At 44.8% G+C, this 19,349-nt stretch carries 23 protein-coding genes; 12 read left to right on the forward strand and 11 right to left on the reverse strand.

The window, feature by feature from the left end; translation table 11 throughout:
• Nucleotides 1-13: 13 nt before the first annotated feature.
• Both ACM0P2_RS19620 and ACM0P2_RS19625 read right to left on the reverse strand, forming a co-directional pair.
• Nucleotides 14-634, reverse strand: coding sequence for a hypothetical protein (locus ACM0P2_RS19620; protein WP_159118672.1), 621 nt, complete (start codon nt 632-634; stop codon nt 14-16).
• On the reverse strand, nt 627-1,133 hold the full coding sequence (locus ACM0P2_RS19625; RefSeq protein ID WP_159118674.1) for an RNA polymerase sigma factor: 507 nt from the start codon (nt 1,131-1,133) through the stop codon (nt 627-629). The genes ACM0P2_RS19620 and ACM0P2_RS19625 overlap by 8 nt, the downstream gene beginning before the upstream one ends.
• Before the next feature lie 232 nt (nt 1,134-1,365).
• On the opposite strand from ACM0P2_RS19625, the gene ACM0P2_RS19630 reads away from it, so the two are divergent.
• A complete protein-coding gene (locus tag ACM0P2_RS19630) occupies nt 1,366-1,641 on the forward strand; it encodes a hypothetical protein (RefSeq protein ID WP_105932434.1) in 276 nt (91 codons plus the stop codon).
• A 40-nt stretch (nt 1,642-1,681) separates the two neighbouring features.
• Here the strand turns inward: ACM0P2_RS19630 and ACM0P2_RS19635 are convergent, their stop codons facing one another.
• From ACM0P2_RS19635 to proB, 4 genes are all read right to left on the reverse strand, one after another.
• Nucleotides 1,682-2,584: a DMT family transporter gene (locus ACM0P2_RS19635; RefSeq protein WP_159118676.1), complete on the reverse strand. Its 903-nt coding sequence runs from the start codon at nt 2,582-2,584 to the stop codon at nt 1,682-1,684.
• Between the two features lie 9 nt (nt 2,585-2,593).
• Nucleotides 2,594-3,526 carry a D-2-hydroxyacid dehydrogenase gene (locus ACM0P2_RS19640; RefSeq protein WP_159118678.1) on the reverse strand — a complete coding sequence of 311 codons (933 nt, stop codon included), beginning with the start codon at nt 3,524-3,526 and terminating at the stop codon, nt 2,594-2,596.
• Nucleotides 3,527-3,537: 11 nt separating this feature from the next.
• The gene (locus ACM0P2_RS19645; protein ID WP_419227051.1) at nt 3,538-3,975 is read right to left on the reverse strand and encodes an acyl-CoA thioesterase; all 438 of its coding nucleotides are present in this window, start codon (nt 3,973-3,975) and stop codon (nt 3,538-3,540) included.
• Nucleotides 3,976-4,100: 125 nt separating this feature from the next.
• A complete protein-coding gene (proB, locus tag ACM0P2_RS19650) occupies nt 4,101-5,201 on the reverse strand; it encodes a glutamate 5-kinase (RefSeq protein WP_419227052.1) in 1,101 nt (366 codons plus the stop codon).
• Between the two features lie 196 nt (nt 5,202-5,397).
• Here proB and ACM0P2_RS19655 point away from each other — a divergent pair, with 196 nt between their 5' ends.
• The 4 genes from ACM0P2_RS19655 to ACM0P2_RS19670 all read left to right on the forward strand — a co-directional run bounded on the left by ACM0P2_RS19655 (nt 5,398) and on the right by ACM0P2_RS19670 (nt 11,001).
• Nucleotides 5,398-7,860 (forward strand): M1 family aminopeptidase, encoded by a 2,463-nt coding sequence (locus tag ACM0P2_RS19655; RefSeq protein WP_014980757.1) that lies wholly within the window; start codon nt 5,398-5,400, stop codon nt 7,858-7,860.
• A complete protein-coding gene (locus ACM0P2_RS19660; protein ID WP_159118684.1) occupies nt 7,850-8,434 on the forward strand; it encodes a DUF6702 family protein in 585 nt (194 codons plus the stop codon). The genes ACM0P2_RS19655 and ACM0P2_RS19660 overlap by 11 nt, the downstream gene beginning before the upstream one ends.
• A 267-nt stretch (nt 8,435-8,701) precedes the next feature.
• Nucleotides 8,702-9,121, forward strand: coding sequence for a hypothetical protein (locus tag ACM0P2_RS19665; protein ID WP_159118686.1), 420 nt, complete (start codon nt 8,702-8,704; stop codon nt 9,119-9,121).
• 512 nt (nt 9,122-9,633) lie between these two features.
• Nucleotides 9,634-11,001, forward strand: coding sequence for an ABC1 kinase family protein (locus ACM0P2_RS19670; protein WP_419227053.1), 1,368 nt, complete (start codon nt 9,634-9,636; stop codon nt 10,999-11,001).
• 12 nt (nt 11,002-11,013) lie between these two features.
• Here ACM0P2_RS19670 and ACM0P2_RS19675 read toward each other — a convergent pair whose 3' ends face one another.
• Both ACM0P2_RS19675 and ACM0P2_RS19680 read right to left on the reverse strand, forming a co-directional pair.
• On the reverse strand, nt 11,014-11,322 hold the full coding sequence (locus tag ACM0P2_RS19675; RefSeq protein ID WP_105932425.1) for a DUF6482 family protein: 309 nt from the start codon (nt 11,320-11,322) through the stop codon (nt 11,014-11,016).
• Nucleotides 11,323-11,458: 136 nt separating this feature from the next.
• A complete protein-coding gene (locus tag ACM0P2_RS19680; RefSeq protein ID WP_419227054.1) occupies nt 11,459-11,851 on the reverse strand; it encodes a hypothetical protein in 393 nt (130 codons plus the stop codon).
• Nucleotides 11,852-12,221: 370 nt separating this feature from the next.
• On the opposite strand from ACM0P2_RS19680, the gene ACM0P2_RS19685 reads away from it, so the two are divergent.
• The 7 genes from ACM0P2_RS19685 (at nt 12,222) to ACM0P2_RS19715 (ending at nt 17,680) form a co-directional block, all read left to right on the forward strand.
• A complete protein-coding gene (locus ACM0P2_RS19685; RefSeq protein WP_419227055.1) occupies nt 12,222-13,082 on the forward strand; it encodes a DUF3014 domain-containing protein in 861 nt (286 codons plus the stop codon).
• Nucleotides 13,069-13,653 (forward strand): DUF1285 domain-containing protein, encoded by a 585-nt coding sequence (locus ACM0P2_RS19690; protein ID WP_159118710.1) that lies wholly within the window; start codon nt 13,069-13,071, stop codon nt 13,651-13,653. The genes ACM0P2_RS19685 and ACM0P2_RS19690 overlap by 14 nt, the downstream gene beginning before the upstream one ends.
• Nucleotides 13,654-14,067: 414 nt before the next feature.
• Entirely contained in the window at nt 14,068-15,360 is a 1,293-nt protein-coding gene (locus tag ACM0P2_RS19695) for an amidohydrolase family protein (RefSeq protein ID WP_419227056.1), read from the forward strand.
• A gap of 24 nt (nt 15,361-15,384) precedes the next feature.
• Complete coding sequence (locus ACM0P2_RS19700) at nt 15,385-15,972, forward strand: YqaA family protein (RefSeq protein ID WP_159118714.1); 588 nt, start codon at nt 15,385-15,387, stop codon at nt 15,970-15,972.
• A gap of 154 nt (nt 15,973-16,126) precedes the next feature.
• On the forward strand, nt 16,127-16,588 hold the full coding sequence (locus ACM0P2_RS19705) for a hypothetical protein (RefSeq protein ID WP_159118715.1): 462 nt from the start codon (nt 16,127-16,129) through the stop codon (nt 16,586-16,588).
• A gap of 25 nt (nt 16,589-16,613) precedes the next feature.
• A complete protein-coding gene (locus tag ACM0P2_RS19710) occupies nt 16,614-16,799 on the forward strand; it encodes a hypothetical protein (protein WP_159118716.1) in 186 nt (61 codons plus the stop codon).
• 77 nt (nt 16,800-16,876) lie between these two features.
• Complete coding sequence (locus ACM0P2_RS19715) at nt 16,877-17,680, forward strand: DUF1206 domain-containing protein (RefSeq protein WP_159118718.1); 804 nt, start codon at nt 16,877-16,879, stop codon at nt 17,678-17,680.
• Nucleotides 17,681-17,688: 8 nt separating this feature from the next.
• Here ACM0P2_RS19715 and tusA read toward each other — a convergent pair whose 3' ends face one another.
• From tusA to rph, 3 genes are read right to left on the reverse strand one after another with little or no spacing between them, the layout of a single operon-like run.
• Entirely contained in the window at nt 17,689-17,949 is a 261-nt protein-coding gene (tusA, locus tag ACM0P2_RS19720; protein WP_159118720.1) for a sulfurtransferase TusA, read from the reverse strand.
• The gene (gene pyrE / locus ACM0P2_RS19725) at nt 17,939-18,580 is read right to left on the reverse strand and encodes an orotate phosphoribosyltransferase (protein WP_159118722.1); all 642 of its coding nucleotides are present in this window, start codon (nt 18,578-18,580) and stop codon (nt 17,939-17,941) included. Before pyrE ends, tusA begins: the two co-directional genes overlap by 11 nt.
• Nucleotides 18,581-18,601: 21 nt before the next feature.
• Nucleotides 18,602-19,315, reverse strand: coding sequence for a ribonuclease PH (gene rph, locus ACM0P2_RS19730; protein WP_014951432.1), 714 nt, complete (start codon nt 19,313-19,315; stop codon nt 18,602-18,604).
• Between the last annotated feature and the right edge of the window lie 34 nt (nt 19,316-19,349).

The following is a 19,349-nucleotide window of genomic DNA, read 5'->3' on the forward strand; positions in this document are numbered from 1 at the left end:
TCTACAGCAGCGTTTAACGCTGCTGCGCCATACTTTTGAGCGTTTCGAATTGACGTTCAAAGCGCTTCTGTCTTTTGTGTGCCCACACATACCACATTAGCATCACAATGCTTATTGAAGACATTACAACAACCATTCTCGCTAATTTTTCAGATGTAAGTTCACCAGAGAAAAGACGCTCTAAAGCCAGACCTGCCCCAAAAGCCATGCCTATCCACGTTGAGTGTTTAGTCATATAAGCGATCCTGACATTGTTCTTAATTTGCTTAGTAAGTTTTGCGAGATGATCAGCAGTTTGTGCATTTTTATAAAATGCAGCTTCGCTTCTTAGCCATAGTTGGTAAGCAAGAAAAGGAAGAGAGGAGATTGAGATAAACAAAATTATCATTTGCGCGATGTACGACATGTTGTCCCAATATTTAAAGAAAACATAAATACCAGGAACAATCATTAATAAGTCCAATACCATGTACCAACGCTGCTTTGTTCGCTCGCTACCGAGGCTGGCTTTTACTTCATCTAAATTAATAGTGGTAACAGTTTGAGCTTGCCATAGCGCAGATAATGCATCGTTTGGCTCATTTTTAACGGCTTCTGAGGGTTTATTCAGTTTTTCATTATCTGAATTATGCATGCGGTTGCTCCTGCATGATACTGTGTCTGGCGCGCTTTAATATCACCCCAACATGGTTTTTAGTCAGGCCGCATACATCTGCAATTTCATCGTAACTTAAGCCTTCAAGAGAAAGGGTAAGCACTTGTCGTGGCTGCAGAGGTAGCGCCCGTACTGCGTGCAGTAAACGCTCAAGTGACTGTTGTTGACTGGACACTTCTTCTGGTGAATTGGTCGTGCTCAAAAATCCATCAGACCCTATGTTATCGTGGTCATACTGATGTGTATCAAGGCGCTTCACTTGGCTTGCTACGTGAGTCACTGCGCGGTTGTGGGCTATCTTCAAAATATAAGTTTTCACGCTGCTGTCGCCTTTAAAGCGAGACAATCCCTGCCAAACGGCAATAGCGATCTCTTGTAATAATTCTTGCTGCATTGCCTCGTTGGCTTCATAGCTGTTGGCTACGCGGCTAAGTAACGCCCCGTATTGCGCAAAAACATCCTCAAACTCCTGCACCAACGTTACGTCCCTAATCGCAAAAATTGTTGTTATTTTATTATGTTACTTCTATCAGTCTGCCCAAACCCGTTTTTATTACAAACTTTTTCTTAAACGTTGTAATTTTTTTGAACAGCGTCTGACTACTTAAATTAAACATGCATAAACGCGCTTTTTGATGCCATAGCCCAAAAAGCTCACCAACTGTAGTAGCAAATTTTAAAAATCTTTGGATTTGTATGAGGAAAACATTATGTCTACGCTAAGTTTAGTATTGTTAATTGGCAGCATCACGTCGCTTGTGCTTTTGGCAAGCTACCTAGACGCAAAATTTCAGTGGCGATTAAACGACTGGATGAACGGCGAGTGCAGCAACCCGTTTGTCAAAAGCGTAACCGATAAACAGCAGCAGCGTTTAGAAGAGAAAGATGCACAAATTACCGCTTTGATGGCGCGTATTGAAACCCTAGAAACTATTGTCACTGAGCCAGCTTATGAGCTAAACAAGAAAATCAACGCGCTCAAATAAAAGGTTATATCAAGGTCTATTGTTCTTTGGTTTACAGACTCTAGCTCGACACCGGTGGGCGACGCATAAAGCGGGGCACTTTTCCCATAGCAACGGCGTTGCCCACCAGTACAATAATAACGCCAATCACAGATAACACGCTCCAGGTATAGCCTTCAAAAAAGGTAGAAATAACCAGCGCAACCATAGGGTATACCAGCACAACATAGGCAGCCTTGTCAGCGCCCATTTGTTTTAAAAGCTTCATATACGCCCCAAACGCGAATACTGAGCCAAAGACCGCTAGGTACAATAGTGATAAATAAAAGGCGGTATCGGTTGGAATAATTAGCTCACCGGGCATCGCCAAAGAAGTGATAAAGAGCAGCACCATGGCATAACTCATTGCATAGAAGTTCATTTGGATCACGGGCGTTCCCGAAGTCAAAATACGTTCTGAAATGACATTGCCCGTTGAAGCGCAGAAAAAACTCACAAACGCTATGGCAAGACCAGTAGCAAGAGCAGCATCCATCGTTACCTTGGAAAACTCAGGTACAAACAAGCATATAATGCCTGCTAGACCAAACGTTGCGCCAATAACGACTTCTTTTCTAATAGGCTCTTTCAGCCACCAGCGACGAAGCACCACGTTAATATAAATAATGCAGGAGCTCATCAACGCTAACAGCGCGCTGATAATGTGTGCCTGTGCCATATACAGCAAGGTGTAGTTTAAACTGTATAGAAAAAGCCCCACCGCGGCCATTTTCACATGAACATGCAACGGCAGCTTTAGCGGCAAACGCCTAATAACACAGTAAATTCCTAAACAGGCCGACGCTAATAAATAACGCAGTGCAATAGCAAAAGTTTCAGAGGTGTGCCCTATTTGATACGTTATGGCTATCCAGGTTGAGCCCCAAATCAGGCAGCACAGAGCAAATAAGGTCGCGTTATTCATAGCGGCGTTTTACCCCAAAAAATCGGCTAGATGAGCAAGGGCTCTGTCGAGCAGTTTTTGCCTAGCGCCATTACCAATCCACGCATTATGCGGCGTTACCAGCAAATTAGGTAACGCCTCTTGAAGCAATATATGATCTACAGGCGGAGGCTCCACACTTAGCACATCTAGGCCCGCGCCACCAATATGGTTGTTTTTAAGCGCATGATAAAGCGCTTCTTCATCAATAAGCCCGCCGCGGGCCGTATTAATAAGGAAGGCCGTTGGCTTCATTAGCGATAACATATCGGCATCAATGAGTTTATCGGTATCTTCCGTAAGCGGACAGTGAAGGCTTATCACGTCAGCATGGGGTAAAAGAGAAACTAGGCTAGGGCGAGGATCGTCTTTTTTGCCGGGACGAGCAGCAATACTCACTTTCATACCCATAGCTTTGAACAATGCTTCTACACGCTTACCAAGCTCGCCATGACCTACAATCACCGCGTTCTTACCCGCAAGTTCTATCACAGGATGGTTCAACAAACAGAAATGAGGTGAAGCGGACCACGCCTGCTTGTGCACATCTTGCTGGTAAACCACAAAGTTTGTGGCCAAATTGAGCGCTAAGGTTAACGTGTGCTGGGCTACACTGTCGGTGCCGTAACCTTCTACGTTTTGCACGGTAATACCAGCGTGTTGGCAATAATCATGATCGATATTGTTCATGCCGGTGGCTGTCACACCGATATAGCGAAGCTGTTTCGCTTGCCGGAGATCATCTGCTCGCAACACGACCTTATTGACCAGCACAGCATCGACACTCTGAATACGCTTACTCACGTCTTTCATTTGAGTCTGATGATAAAGGGTAACATCGGCATTAAGGCTGTCGAGCGCGCTTGTATCGAGGCTAGACAAATCCATAGTTTCGGCATCAAGAAAGACAACTTTTTTAACCATTACAGCGCTACCTACATGACTTCAACGATGGATTCGAGGGCGGCTTTAATGCTCACTGGAATAGGGATAGCTTTGTCAGATTTTCGGTCTACAAACACATGCACAAATTGGCCGTGTGCTACCCTGCGTTTGTTGTCTCCTGCATAAACAGACAAACCGTATGTCACTGAACTTCTGCCAATTTTTATAACGCGCAGCCCCACAAAAATATCCTCAGGATACGCTGCCGGCGCGATGTACTGACATTGACTGCTCACCACATAGGCCACTGTTTGCCCGTTGTGAATATCTAACCCACCTTCCTCAATTAGAAAGCGGTTTACTGCGGTATCAAAGAAGCCGTAATACACAACATTATTGACATGTCCATAAGCGTCATTGTCTTGCCATCGCGTAGCTATCGTGACTTTGTAAGGGTAGTCTGCGAGTGTTGGTGTAATATCAGTCATGATCGTCCCTTAGTGAATAAATGTATCGCTTTGTTGTTGGCGCAAACAATGAAAATCGATGAACGACTAACGCCAATTAATGTTTAATGTGCGGTAGTCTATTGCAGCGATTCTTTTGGGTAGCGCTATGAGTAAAGCACCATATCGTCACGGTGAATGGCAACATCCGTTGTTTCATAACCTAACACACTGGCGATATCTTTCGACTTTTTCCCTTTTATAACGGTTAAGTCTTTTGCGTTATACAAGCAAAGTCCCTTGGCGATGATTACGCCTTCGCACATCACTTCTACCGCATCACCTTGTTCAAAGTGTCCCGTCACATTGATAATGCCGGAAGGTAATAAAGACGCCCCCTTAGTTACCAAAGCTTGCTTCGCGCCATTATCGACTTCAATTTGCCCCGCTGTTTTTAGCGTATGGGTAAGCCATAAGCGACGAGCGCTTGCCGGTGAACTACGTGCATTGAAAAGCGTACCAGGCACTTTACCTTCAAGCAGCGCGTCAAAGGTTTCCCCTTTTCTACCATTTACAATAAGGGTTTGAATACCGCTACTGGTACACTTCTCTGCCGCCTCGATTTTCGTACGCATACCGCCTGTACCCACCGAAGTGCCAGCACCACCTGCAAGACGATAAATTGTACTGTCTATTTTATCTACCTGTGGAATGAGTGTCGCAGTTGGGTCTTTTCTTGGGTCTGCGGTAAATAAGCCGTCGATGTCTGAGCAGATAATTAAGGTGTCAGCTTGTGCTACCAATGCTGTGTAGGCACCCAAGTTGTCGTTATCCCCCACCTTAAGTTCGTTCACCGCTACGGTGTCGTTCTCATTCACAATGGGTAACGCATTGTGATTCAAAATTTCGCGCAAGGTGTTTTTGATATTTACATAGCGCGTTCTATCTCGTAAGTCATCAGCCGTGAGCAATACTTGTGCGCAGGGGAAATCGAAAAATCGCTGCCAGTTTGCCATCATCAAGTTCTGACCTATGGCTGCCATGGCTTGTTTCTCTGCAATAGATGCATTGTGACGAACCTTCACTTTACTTCTGCCAGCCGCGACGCTTCCAGATGAAACCAGAATAACGTCTTTTCCAGCTTCACGACTGGCGGTAATAAACCGAGCGAGAGACAGTAAATAACGACCACTGCATTCATTACCTTCTGGCGCAATGAGCGCGCTGCCTACTTTTATAACGGCACGTTGCCAACTAAAACGGTTCATAAAGGGGGGAAGAAAAAAGAAAACAAGGCGTTAAGAATACGACAGTTAAAGCGGGAAACAAAACGTTCTGTTACAGTTTTTTTGCGTTAAAACATGGTTAGTTTACGGTCAAAAAATTGGATTGTGCCGTGCATACTTATATACTTGAATGCGTTATTTTATAACAATTCTAACTTACAAGTTGCAAGGAAACTGCATGAGCACCGCAAAACGACACTTTTTCTGGCTAGCGCCAGTGTTGTCTATGCTGATTTCTCTTCCTAGTACCGCCGCTATTAAACAAACTAAAGGCGATTTCGAAGATAAATTCCGTCAGCTGGACGAAGTTCTTCCTACTCCAAACGTATACCGTAACGCCGCTGGTGAGCCAGGCCACCAATATTGGCAACAACAAGTAGATTACGATATTGACGTAAAACTACTTGAAGACAAACGCCGCATTGAAGCAAGCGAAACCATTACTTACCACAACAACGCGCCAGATACGCTTAAGTACTTGTGGATCCAGCTTGACCAAAACAAATTCCGCGACGATTCAATGTCTGCGCTTACTACCACGTTTGGCGGTATCGGTAACCGCGGGCCGGGTACGCAAGCTGCTAGCGGCGATGCGCCGGCGAAGCTAAGCATGGGTGCTTTGCGCCGTCAGCAGTTTGTTGACGACAACGAGCTGGGCTACACCATTTCCCGCGTAGAAGACAAAGCGGGTAACGACTTGCGCCATACCGTTGTAGGTACGCTTATGCGTGTTGACCTTGCTCAACCGTTGAAGCCAGGCAGCAAAGTTACCTTTGATATCGATTTCGCGTTTAACATTGTTGAAGAAGACGCTGTTTCAGCACGTGCAGGTTACGAGCACTTCCCTGATGACGAACGTGAAGGTGGTAACGACATCTTCTTGCTAGCACAGTGGTTCCCACGCCTAGCTGCATACACCGACTACGAAGCATGGACTAATAAAGAATTTATTGGCCGTGGTGAGTTCACGCTAGAGTTCGGTAACTACGAAGTAGATATTACGGTTCCTGCTGACCACATCGTATCGTCAACGGGTGTGCTTCAAAACCCGAAAGACGTGTTAACTAAAACACAGCGTGACCGTCTGAAAAAGGCAGAAAAAGCTGACCGTATCGTATTCATCGTTTCACCAGAAGAAGCGATTGAGAACGAAAAAGAAGGCACGACTAAGCTTAAAACTTGGACCTTTAAGGCAGAAAACGTACGTGACTTTGCATGGGCCTCTTCGCGTAAATTTGCGTGGGATGCGCGTGGTTATCAGCAAGGCGGTGACACTCAACCATTGGTAATGGCCATGTCTTTCTACCCGAAAGAAGGTGGCGAGCTATGGCAGAAGTATTCTACAGAATCAATCATCCACACCATGGATGTTTATAGCCGCTTCAGCTTCGATTACCCATACCCAGTAGCCCAGTCAGTAAATGGCCCGGTTGGCGGCATGGAATACCCCATGATCACCTTCAACGGACCGCGTACAGAGCTTCGTGACGATGGTTCACGCACTTACTCGCTTGCTGAGAAACGTTTCCTTATTGGCGTAGTTATTCACGAAGTAGGTCATATCTATTTCCCTATGACGGTTAACTCTGACGAGCGTCAGTGGACATGGATGGATGAAGGTCTTAACAGCTTCCTAGACGGCGTTGCCGGTCGTGAGTGGGATCCTACGATTCCTTGGGGCGTTGAGCCACGTGATATCACAGGCTACATGAAATCTCAGACACAGGTGCCAATTATGACCCAGTCTGATTCGGTACTTCGCCTTGGCCCTAATGCCTACACCAAGCCAGCGGTAGCGCTTAATATTCTTCGTGAAACTATTCTTGGCCGCGAGCTTTTCGACTTCGCGTTTAAAGAATACGCGCAGCGTTGGATGTTTAAACGTCCTACACCATCAGATTTCTTCCGTACTATGGAAGAAGCGTCAGGCGTTGATCTAGACTGGTTCTGGCGTGGTTGGTTTTACACCACAGACCATGTAGATATTAGCCTAGACAGCGTATATAAGCTTCGTTTAGACACTGAAGATCCAGATATCGATTTTGCTCGCGAACGCGAAGCAGAAATGGAAAAACCGAAGTCACTTACCGACCTTCGTAATAAAGAAGAAGGCAAAAAACTTTGGGTAGATCGCTTTGAAGATATCAGTGATTTCTACGACGAAAACGATCGTTACACCGTAACTAACAAAGAGCGCAACAAGTACAAGAAATTCTTGAAAGATCTTGAGCCTTGGGAGCGTAAAGCGTTTGAGCGTGCGGTTAAAGAAGACAAGAACTACTACGTGCTAGATTTCAGCAACAAGGGTGGGTTGGTGATGCCGATCATTCTTGAGCTAACCTTTGAAGACGGTACGAAAGAAGAAATGCGTATTCCTGCGGAAATCTGGCGTCGTACGCCTAAAGCGGTAAGCAAGCTTATTGTTACCGACAAAGACAAAGAGCTGGTAAGCGTAACCGTTGATCCGCACTGGGAAACCGCAGACGTAGATGTGGAAAATAACCACTACCCGCGCCGTATCATTCCTTCGCGTATTGAAGCGTATAAGAATAAGCCGCGTAACACTTACGAGTACCGCGACCTTATGCACGACTCAAAGACCGAACTGAAAACCGACGACGAGGACAAAGATGACGAGTAAGTTGTCTTTGACCCGTTTGCAGCAGAGCGCTAATGCTCTGCTCGCAAGCGTAAGTGCATTCGCTATCATGGCTGCACTATTTGTTAGCGCTGTTTCATACAGCAACGTCGCCCACGCACATCAAATAAAAGCTGCAATTACTACAGTACTGTTTAATCCTAGAACAGAAAATATTGAAGTGATGCACCGCTTTAATTTGCATGATGCTGAACATGCGGTTAAGGCGCTGTTTGATAAACATGCCGATATTATGGATGACGTGGACACGCAGCAACAATTTGCTGATTACGTTGCCCATCACTTCGCAATTTTAAATGCAGCGGGTGAGCCGTTAAAGCTTGCTGATGTGGGCTTTGAAGTTGAAGGTAAGCACTTTTGGGTTTATCAGGAAACCGCTGAACCGCCGGTGCTTGAAGGCATAAAAATTCGCCACGATGCATTACGCGATTTGTGGCCGAAGCAAGTGAATACACTGAATGTAGAAGGTAGGGGGGATATTAAAACCCTGACTTTTGCTGATAGCGTAAACTTGCTAGAAGTAAGCTTCAAAAGCCAGAATAGCGACCATCACTGATACCTAGCAGTATTAAGTTATAAAAGGTCCACCCGCTTTCATTGTTGTATAACTATGAGCGCAGGTGGGCTTTTTTGTTTGCAGTTTTAACCATTACCCCTGTGTTTTATCTATGCTCATTCGTTTAAATTGAGTGCTAAATAGAAGCCCAAAAACCATGGCCACTACTTTCCATGTGAGACCGAAGTCTTATAGTGGTTTTTGCAATCATGCTCTATCTTGGATGTGGATAAAAATATTACTGAAAACCAGTTAATGAGGTAAATCATGACCAATAGCACTGCAACAACGTTGCCTTCACAGGTCAAGAAAACCCAATCAAGAAGCGAGCGCAGTGAGCGAAAAATGCGGTCCGCAAAAGCGGCACTCCGTGCCGATCAAGTGCAAGACGCTAAGCTGTCACAAGATGCTAATGGTTCAATGAATACAAAAAGCAACGCATTTGCGGATAAGAAAAACGTAATGTGGGTGTTACTCAGTGGCGCTATGGCTCTGACTTTTGTCGTCATGCTATTTTTGCCAGATACCGGTATGGGCGGCGGCCTTATATCCACCTATGCGGCGATGCTATGGTGTGGTTTCTTTGGCGCATCGCTTTGGCGATACAGAGCGGCAAATGGCTGGGCCGGTTTCGCTTATGGAAGCGTAGTTGGCTTAATTATTCAGTTCATTTCTCAAATCATCTAGAGCATGGTAACCATTGCTTCCTTTTTTCGCAGTGGTTGCTTTACACACCAACAGCAAACAAATAGCTCTCGGGATATAACAACGCGTGCTGACGATAAGGTGAATCATACTAAACTATCACCGGCTTCCACGATCCAGAATGCTAATCTTTGAGTATTAATACTGTAATACCAATCCGCATAGATAAGTGCCCACTCAGAAGGCGCTGGCAAGTTTCCTAGCGAAGCGTGGGAATGCAGGAATGGCTGCTCCCTTTCAAATTCCCAGAATGAAGCTAGGAAGCTTGCCAGACCTTCCCGAAGGGCGAGTTTAAAATGTCCGTACTCTTTGTTGTGTCACCTTGATGTAGAACCACTATACCTGCGGTAACACGCCGCGATTACGAACATTTTAACTCTCGCTGAATGGGTAATTATCTATGCGGACTGGTATAATTAAGAGCATATCTTCTTTTGCATGCATAGAGTCATGCATGCTCTTGTCTCGCCTCTTAACCAAACCAGAGTGAGTTTATGGCACAGAAACCTGATTCTGTTGACAGTCCAGCACCACGCCCTAGCAAAGCTATCCCTTCGTCGCGACTCTCTCGCATCGGTCGTTTAGGCGCTTTGGCCGGGAAAATAGCAGGAAACGTTGTAAGTCAAGGTGCGGGTCAACTCTTGCGAGGGGAGAAGCCGGCGCTGTCTTCGCTACTCCTTACGCCTAAGAACGTTTCAAACATTGCAGACCAGCTTGCTAGTATGCGTGGAGCGGCCATGAAACTTGGCCAACTAATATCAATGGATGCCGGTGATTTTTTACCTGAAGAGCTCGCTGTTATTCTAGGTAGATTGCGAGAAGACGCCGACCCCATGCCTAAAGATCAGTTGATAGAAACATTGAGCAAAGCATGGGGTGAAAAATGGCAAGACGATTTACTCTATTTTTCATTTGCGCCCATTGCTGCCGCGTCTATTGGTCAGGTTCACAAAGTGATTACCATGGACGGCACAATGTTAGCGGTTAAAGTACAATATCCCGGCGTTAGAAAGAGTATCGATAGTGATGTTGACAATGTTGCTTCCCTTATAAAGCTAACGGGATTAGTGCCTAAATCCCTTGATATAGGCCCGTTGCTCGAAGACGCTAAAAAGCAACTTCATCAAGAAGCGGATTATGAGCGCGAAGCCCAAATGCTAGACCGTTATCGTAAACTGGTTCAAGAGCATAACGCTAATTTGCAGCTTGGTTCAGCCTTTGTTATTCCAAAAACCTATTCGCCCCTTACCAGCGATACGGTATTGGCGATGGATTTTATAGAAAGCCAAAAATTAGAGGTTTTGGAGCAAGAGTCTCAAGAAACAAGAAATGCAGTTATGACAGCGTTGATGACATTATTTTTTCATGAAATATTCAACTTCAAGCTGCTTCAAAGCGACCCCAATTTAGCCAACTATCGGTTTAAATCCGACACCAAGGAAGTGGTATTGCTAGATTTTGGCGCCACGCGAGAAATACCTGAATCGATTTCTACAGCGTACCAATCTCTGTTAAATAGCGCAGCTCAAAGCGATAAAACTGCCATGCAACAAGCGGCATTATCAATTGGCTTGATTGATGACAGTCATTCACAAGGGCAAATAGACGCTGTACTTAGTATTGGTATGGAAGCCTGTGAAGCTATCAGGTATGAAGGCCCCTACGATTTTGGACAAAGCGATCTGATTTCTCGACTTCACGAAAAAGGAATGACGCTTACCATGGAGCACAACTTTTGGCACACGCCACCGGTAGACGCTTTGTTCATTCACAGAAAGCTGGGAGGATTGTTTCTTCTCGCTAAACGACTGAAAGCCCAGGTGAACATGCGTAAAGCCGCCAGCATATGGCTTAAAAGCTAAGCGGCGAACATACTAATAAGGCAGGTCCATACTGAAAGGTAGTGCCATCTGCTCTTTACTTTTCGGAGGATTTCCAATCATCTCATCGTAAGGCGTATCGTGCTTCATTACTGCGTGTTGAACATGACAGTGCGCAAAGGCTTCACGTATGTGCCCAGCACTGAAAAAGCGCATAGGTTTATCTTTCTTGTCGTAAAGCATGCCGCTTTGATTACCAATTGACAGATAGACCAGATACACATTCATTTCATAAGATTGAACTTCTAAGTATTCGATAACCGTTGGCGTATCTTCTATATCCCGAAAATAAAATTTATGCATTATCTACCTCTAGAACAAAGCTTGCACGTTTGTGCTTTCTACCTCTATGCTTTTTATCTTGTTCGGCGGTAGTTCGTTATCTTTTTTTACGTCACCGTCAAAAACACACTATCGATAAAAAAGCTTCATATATACGCTAAGCAATGTTTTCGGGTTCATTTGATAAGTTAAAAGGCCGTCTATGGTTGCGATGCCGCACCGCATTCGCTAAAACAAACAATGAAACTATCGATGACGCGCTGTATAGTGTTGCCGCCATGCCCATTCCAGAGGCTATCCACAAAAGCGGAAACACGAGTAATCGTGGTCCTTCCATTGCAAGCGCGAGTTTAGCTCTAAACAAAATAAACCCATTTTGAATACTCATAATCACCACAGTAACAACCGCGATTAATTGATGTTCTGCGCTCAAGCTAGTCATATTCACCAGTAGATAGGCAGTGATAACAAGCATGATTAAATATTGCAAAAAGCTATAACGCTTTACGGCGAAGTGGAGTTTTGGGTGATATTGCTTAATTTTATTCACACTTAATTTCCTGCAACTTACATTGAACACTTTCGCATCCGCTTTTCTGTCGCCTCGCTATAAATATCGCAGATAGCCGACGTTTAAGGTTTACGAATCAACACATTAGTACATAAATAGGCTTTGTTAAACAATTGTTTTTAAAACACAGCGCTTGTTTACATATTAAGAAGGCTCAAGCTCTGCCGAAATAAGTAAATCTCTCTGATTTTATGTTTAAACAAATCGAAAACTGACTTTTTCACGTTAAAAAGATGTTCTAAATAAGGAATTTGCAACGTTTGGGAACAATTCTCTTGATTGATTTTCTAAATTTAAGTGTTATGTCTGGTAGTATTATCCAAAGGATATTTTTTGTAGCGGAGTCATTATGAGCGAATCGTCAGAAAAGAAATCGTTAGGCCCACATTTTATTATTGTTGGCATTCTTCTTATCGTAATTCTGGCCGTAGTTTTTTGGCCCAGCGAGGATGAACCAGAGACAGTTATCAATCCTGAGCCAGAAATCACTGAGCCAGAGGTAACCCCTTCCGAAGAACCAGAAATCTTTGAACCGTCTCAACCAGCACCAACGGTGGAGTTGGATGAAAAAGACGAAGTAGAGCCACTTCCAGAACCTGTAGAGCCAGACCCTGAACCTCTTGATACTAGCGATCCTGCAGTAAAAGCCTCGTTAATTGAGAGTTCTTCTGCCGATGAAGAAACGGTAAATCGCATGCTAGTAAACGAAGGACTTATTCAGCGCTTCGTGGTATCAGTAACAAATTTAGCCAATGATGAAATGGCCCCTAATCACCAGTTGCTTACGCCTCCCGAGCAGAATTTCCGCGTATATTCTCAAGCGGGTAAACAATGGATAGATGCGGCAAGCTACAAACGATACACGCCTTATGTAGACATGTTGGAATCGTTTAATAACGAAGCGCTTCTCAACATTTACGGTATATATAAAGAGGATATACAAGCTAAGTTTTCAGAAATTGGTAACCCCAATGAAGATTTCAACGAAGTGCTACTACAAGCTATAGACCAGCTTCTGGATACACCTGAAGTTCCTGTTCCAGTTGAGGTATACACAGACTCAGTAGCTTACAAGTATGCTGATGAGCGTTTAGAAAACTTAAATGAACCTCAGAAGCAACTGCTTCGCACTGGCCCAGATAATATGCGCCGCATTAAAGCAAAGCTTCGCGAGTTAAAGCTTATGGTGGAAGAACGTGGATCTAACTAGGTTTCAGCAGCAATTAAAGGGCACGTCTTCAAAGACGCGCCCTTTGCCCCCTGTTGAAAAGTGGGATCCTGACTTTTGTGGCGATATCAATCTTACCATTGCGTTAGATGGCCGATGGTTCTATGAAGGAAGCCCTATTGGACGTGCAAGTCTTGTTCAACTTTTTGCATCCGTCTTGAAACGGGAAGGGGACAGCTACTTTCTCGTTACGCCCGTTGAAAAGGTGGGTATTACCGTAGAAGACACGCCTTTTCTTGTCACACAGTGGGAGAAAACGACAGATCAAAAGACAGGTAGCGAAGTTTATCAATTTACAACACAAACCGGTGATGAGATAAGATTAGAATCAGCCCACCAGCTTGAGCTTCGGGTGCCGCCAAAGGCGATACAAGACCCACAAGCAACCCCAATTCCTTATATATGCGTTCGCAGGAACCTATGGGCTAGGCTACATCAAAATGTTTATTATCAACTTCTTGAAAATGCCTCCGTGCAGCAAAATGATGCGCTAACATCTTTTTATATAACGTCGAATAGCCAACGGTTTGTACTCGGTGAAGTGCCGAAATAGCAAAATACGCAAAAACGTCGTGTAAATAGATGTAATACCAATCCGCATAGATAATTACCCACTCAGCGAGAGTTAAAATGTTCGTAATCGCGGCGTGTTACCGCAGGTATAGTGGTTCTACATCAAGGTGACACAACAAAGAGTACGGACATTTTAAACTCGCCCTTCGGGAAGGTCTGGCAAGCTTCCTAGCTTCATTCTGGGAATTTGAAAGGGAACAGCCATTCCTGCATTCCCACGCTTCGCTAGGAAACTTGCCAGCGCCTTCTGAGTGGTCACTTATCTATGCGGACTGGTATAAAAGGTTACTCATCAGCGAAAAGCAGCCGTTAGTAGCGCTTTGCTTTGCGTTATAACAACGAGTGAATTACATTCGATATAGTCTATAAAACAATCAACAAGAAGACCTATATCATGAATAAGCCCTTTATTTCGTTAGCAGTAGCCAGTGCTCTAATGTCATCGTCTTTGTGTGCAACCGCAGCAACGTTAATTCATGCGGGAAAAGCATTTACAGGCACCTCGAAACAACTTCAAGATAACATCACTATCATTGTCGATGGCAATACCATTTCATCTGTGAAGAAGGGGTTTATTCAAGCCCAAGAAGGCGACACGGTTATTGATCTTAAAGACTCAACCGTCATGCCAGGTCTGATGGATATGCATGTGCATTTATCGTCGCAACACGGCGGGCCTCAAACCTATCTAGAACGATTTTCGCTGAATGAAGCTGACTACGCATTACGGGCAGCTAACTATGCTGAAATAACCCTTAACTCAGGTTTTACCACCGTTAGAAATCTTGGCGATGGTCATAATGAAACCGTTGCATTGAGAAACGCAATTACCAAAGGATACGCATCAGGGCCACGCATTTATACTGCGGCCAAATCTATTGCGACAACGGGAGGACACGCCGACCCAAGTAACGGTATGTCGCACTTACTACGGCCTGACGTTGGCCCTAAACAAGGCGTGGCCAATGGCGAAGTAGAAGCCCGTGAGGCAGTAAGAGCCCGTTATCAAGACGGTGCAGACCTTATAAAAATTACCGCAACAGGAGGCGTGCTCAGCGTTGCTAAAAGTGGTCAGAACCCACAGTTTATGACTGACGAGTTAGAAGCTATCGTAGATACCGCAAAAGACTACGGTATGACAGTCGCGGTGCATGCTCACGGAAAAGAGGGGATGAAGCGAGCTATTGAGGCGGGTGTCGATTCCATCGAACACGGCACTTTTATGGATGATGAGATTCGTTCTCTTATGAAAAAGCATGGCACGTACTACGTACCGACAATTTTGGCCGGAAAGTTCGTTGCTGACAAAGCGAAAATAGACGGTTTTTTTCCTGAATTAGTTCGCCCAAAAGCCGCTGCCATCGGCCCTCTTATTCAAAATACTTTCGCTGAAGCACACAAAGCGGGTGTAAAAATTGCTTTTGGTACAGACAGCGGTGTGTCGGCCCATGGTGACAATGCTCAGGAGTTTTCGCTAATGGTAGAAGCGGGTATGAAACCTGCTGATGCATTACTCAGCGCGACCGTTAATAGCGCTAAACTATTGGGTATTAGCGATATTTTAGGGTCGTTAGAGCAAGGCAAGTTAGCTGATATCGTAGCAGTACCGGGCAACCCGCTTGACGACATTACGCTTATGGAAAAGGTGTCTTTTGTAATGAAAGATGGTGTTATTTATAAGCAATAAAGACAATTTAGCAGAAGGGATTACATGGCACTCGGTAAAAAGGTTAAAGACAAAACCAAAAAGCTCATCGACTCTAAACATATGCTTAAAGGTATTACGTTAGCATCATTTTTAGAATCAACCATAGTGCCTATTCCCCTTGAAGCCGTCATGGTTCCCTTGATGCAGGCAAGACGTGAGTCGCTTTGGAAAATCGCACTCATGGCAACGATTGGCTGCGTGATCGGAGCCATTTTTGGCTACGCCCTTGGTTATTACCTGTTTGATATGATTGGACAGTGGTTGATTGACACGTTTTTCAGCCAAGACCAGTTCGAGAATGTAAAACAGAACATGCAAAGCCAAGGCTTTTGGTTCGTTATGACGCTTGGTATTGCCCCTATTCCCTTTCAAGTTGCCATGCTTGCTGCAGGCGCAACCAAGTTTTCGCTCCCTCTGTTTCTTTTAGCTACTGTTATAGCAAGAGCAATACGTTACTTTGGCCTTGCTGTTGTGGTGTATTACGCTGGAGATAAGGCCGAACAGCTCATTAAACGCTATAAAATAAAAGCCGTGATCGCTATCACTCTCGTCGTGCTTCTTTTATGGTGGCTATCTAACTTAATCGCGTAACTACCATCGCGCTTAGGGTCTTTCACCTTGCAATCCTTACCGTTTGATTTACAGCTTCCCTGAAACAGTAATTGATCGGATAGATTTTTTGAACTTTACATTTGATAATGATTCTCATTTGCACTAATGTATTAAAAAAACAGGAGGTGCTTTTATGAATACTCAGCGTCTATGTCCAGTCTACAAAAAGTGGCTGCTATTAAACCCTTCAGATGCACGTCAGCATCGCCTTACCATGCAGGCGCAGGCCCAAAAGGCGCGTCAGCAGGGCAGGCTGGAACACGCACGAGAGCTCGGCTACCAAACTTTTGAGGCCGCGAAAACCATCCTGTGCGCGCTGCAACCCATTTCGGCTGGCAAAGAGAAGACAGTTCAAGAAGATGTACTCGCATTTGGCACCATGGGTATATATCTGTCGTCTTTACTTACCGAAGCGCAAAGAAAGCGTGAGGCTCATGCTATATTACAAGAGTGTCAGCAGCAGCTAATCGCAATCTTACCTCTTCATGCTACTCGTCCATCCGTCTGCAAACTTATTACAGCAATACAGCAAACCCTCGAGCATGTTTGTTTACCTAACGAGGTAAGTCAGCCTATGTATAAAGCACTTCATTAAGCGAACGATAAAAAGGGGGAAAACAATGACACTAAACCAACATTCAAATGAAGAAGGATTTGTTTCACTGAACGTCAAAGCCTCAGTATTACAAAAAATGTTGAGCGGAGAAGTGTTGCACATGACAGATATCCACTGCACTTGCGCTCGTAGTAAACGAGTTTTACAAAAGCTGTTAATACAAGCGGCGGCGAACAGCCTAGAAAGTTAACGTAAAAGCGGAACACAATTTGATACATCACTTGAAAGTAATTTATTAATTTTGCTAAAAAGTGATGAGAGGGAACTGTGAAAACTTCGTTTAAATGGAAGAAAGTGACAGCTAAAGCGGGCTATAGCGCTAAGACTGTTATGTATGTAATGCTCGGTGTCTTCATCCTGACTTCAGTACTGACCACGCTGAATCGTGAAAAAGCCTCCCAGTCCAATGTGTTTATTACATTGAAGCAGCAGCCCCTTGGCCAGATCTTCTTATGTATTCTTGTGATAGGTCTTGCGTGTTACGCCTTATGGCGCTGGCTTCAAATTTTTATTGAAGACAAATCAGAAGACGACAGTCTTTTTATTCATATCATTAATAAACTTTTCTTTTTTGTATCAGGTGCTTTTTACTTTGCCGCAGCATATGCGGGAGGGAAAACCTTACTCGAAATACAAAGTAGTTCGTCCTCACAAGGCAATAGCAAAGAGGTCAGTGAATACTTACTTCAGTACGAATGGGGATTAATGGTTGTGGCAGCTATTGGTGTATGTATTCTCATTTTCGCGATCGTGCAGTTTAAACACGCTTACACAACCGATTTTCTAGAGAAGTTCTCGTTGTCCTCATTGAGTCAGCGTATAACAAAATGTGTAACGGTAACTGGCAGACTTGGCTATACCGCTAGAGGCGTTGTTTATTCACTGGTAGGAGGCTTTTTTATCCTAGCCGCCTTATTAAGTAACCCATCAGAAGCCGGTGGCCTACAAAAAGCGCTCGAAACCTTGATGAAGCAACCCTTTGGGCCCTATCTTATCGCCGCTGTGGGAGTAGGCTTTATCATGTTTGGCCTTTATTGTGCACTTGAAGCAAAGTATCGAAAAGTAGAGTAAAAAGGCGCTTAGTCGCGCCCTTTCTTGATGACATATTGATATGGCATAGTTTCAGTTTGAGACGCAATGAGCGTATGATCCATAAAGCGGCAAAAGCTAGGAATATCTCTGGCCGTTGAGGGATCGTCAGCCGTGACCGATAAAGTTTCCCCATCGGCCAGCTTTCGAATATTCAGACGCACCATCATTACTGGCTCTGGGCAACGCAATCCTAGCGCATCTAAATGCTGACTAGCCGCGCTAAATGCGCTGTCAAAATCAGATGCCATAGTTTTCACGGTAGGTGTTAATAGCGCTAATCTCGCTATCAAAACCGCCTTTTTCTGCCAGATAAGCTACGACATCGGCAAGGGATACAATAGAGATAACCTGAGTGCCAAAATCGCGCTCGACCTCTTGAATAGCTGACAGTTCGCCATTACCGCGCTCTTGTCTGTCTAGCGCAATCAGCACGCCAGACAAGCTAGCCTGCTGCTGCTCGATTAAGGTCATCGATTCGCGAATAGCTGTACCCGCAGTGATCACGTCATCCACCAGCATAACCTTACCTTCAAGTGGACTTCCCACCAAGTTGCCGCCTTCGCCATGAGTCTTTGCCTCTTTGCGGTTGAAGCAATAAGGCACATCAAGGTCGTGGCTATCTGCCAATGCAACAGCTGTTGTTGTCGCAATTGGAATGCCCTTATAGGCTGGACCAAAAAGTACATCGAACTCAACGCCTGCATCCATTAGCGCGTCAGCGTAAAAACGCCCCAACTTAGCCAAATCGCCACCGCGATTAAACAAACCTGCATTGAAAAAGTACGGGCTTACGCGGCCTGACTTTAAAGTGAATTCGCCAAATTTCAGTACGCCACGCTCAATGGCAAACTCGATAAAATCACGCTGGAACGCTTTCATGATGACCTCTTAATTACTGATTTACGCTAGTGCAGCTTTTTGAATATCGAACAGTTCACGTAACCCGTGCTTACCAATTTTCAGCATCTCGTCAAGCTCTTCAAACGAGAAGGGTTCACCCTCAGCAGTACCTTGAACCTCAATCAGTTTACCCGTTTCAGTCATCACAATATTCATATCAGTTTCGGCTTCTGAGTCTTCGGTGTACTCAAGGTCAGCGATTGGTGTACCTTCGTAAATACCCACTGAAAGGGCGGCTATCATATGTTTAAGCGGGTTAGTTTTGATAATGCCTTTTGCACGCATGTAAGTAAGTGCATCAACAAGAGCTACACACGCACCGGTGATTGACGCTGTGCGCGTACCGCCGTCGGCCTGAATAACGTCGCAGTCTAACGTAATGGTGTTTTCACCCAGAAGTTTTAAATCTACCGCTGCGCGTAGTGAACGCGCAATTAGACGCTGGATCTCTAACGTGCGCCCGCCTTGTTTACCGCGAGCGGCTTCACGACCACTGCGGGTATGGGTAGCACGTGGAAGCATGCTGTACTCAGCTGTAATCCAGCCTTTCCCTTGGCCCTTCATAAAGCGTGGCACACCTTCTTCTACCGTCGCATTACACAACACCTTAGTGTTACCAAACTCTACAAGAACAGAGCCTTCTGCGTGACAAGTGTATTGGCGAGTAATTGTAACAGGGCGAATTTGACTGGCGGTTCTGCCGCTTGGACGCATAGTGTTCTCCACAACGTAAGTGCTTAAAAAAGGG

Origin of the sequence: Alteromonas sp. OM2203 (assembly GCF_048517045.1) — a bacterium.
GTDB classification, from domain to species: Bacteria; Pseudomonadota; Gammaproteobacteria; order Enterobacterales; family Alteromonadaceae; genus Alteromonas; species Alteromonas gracilis.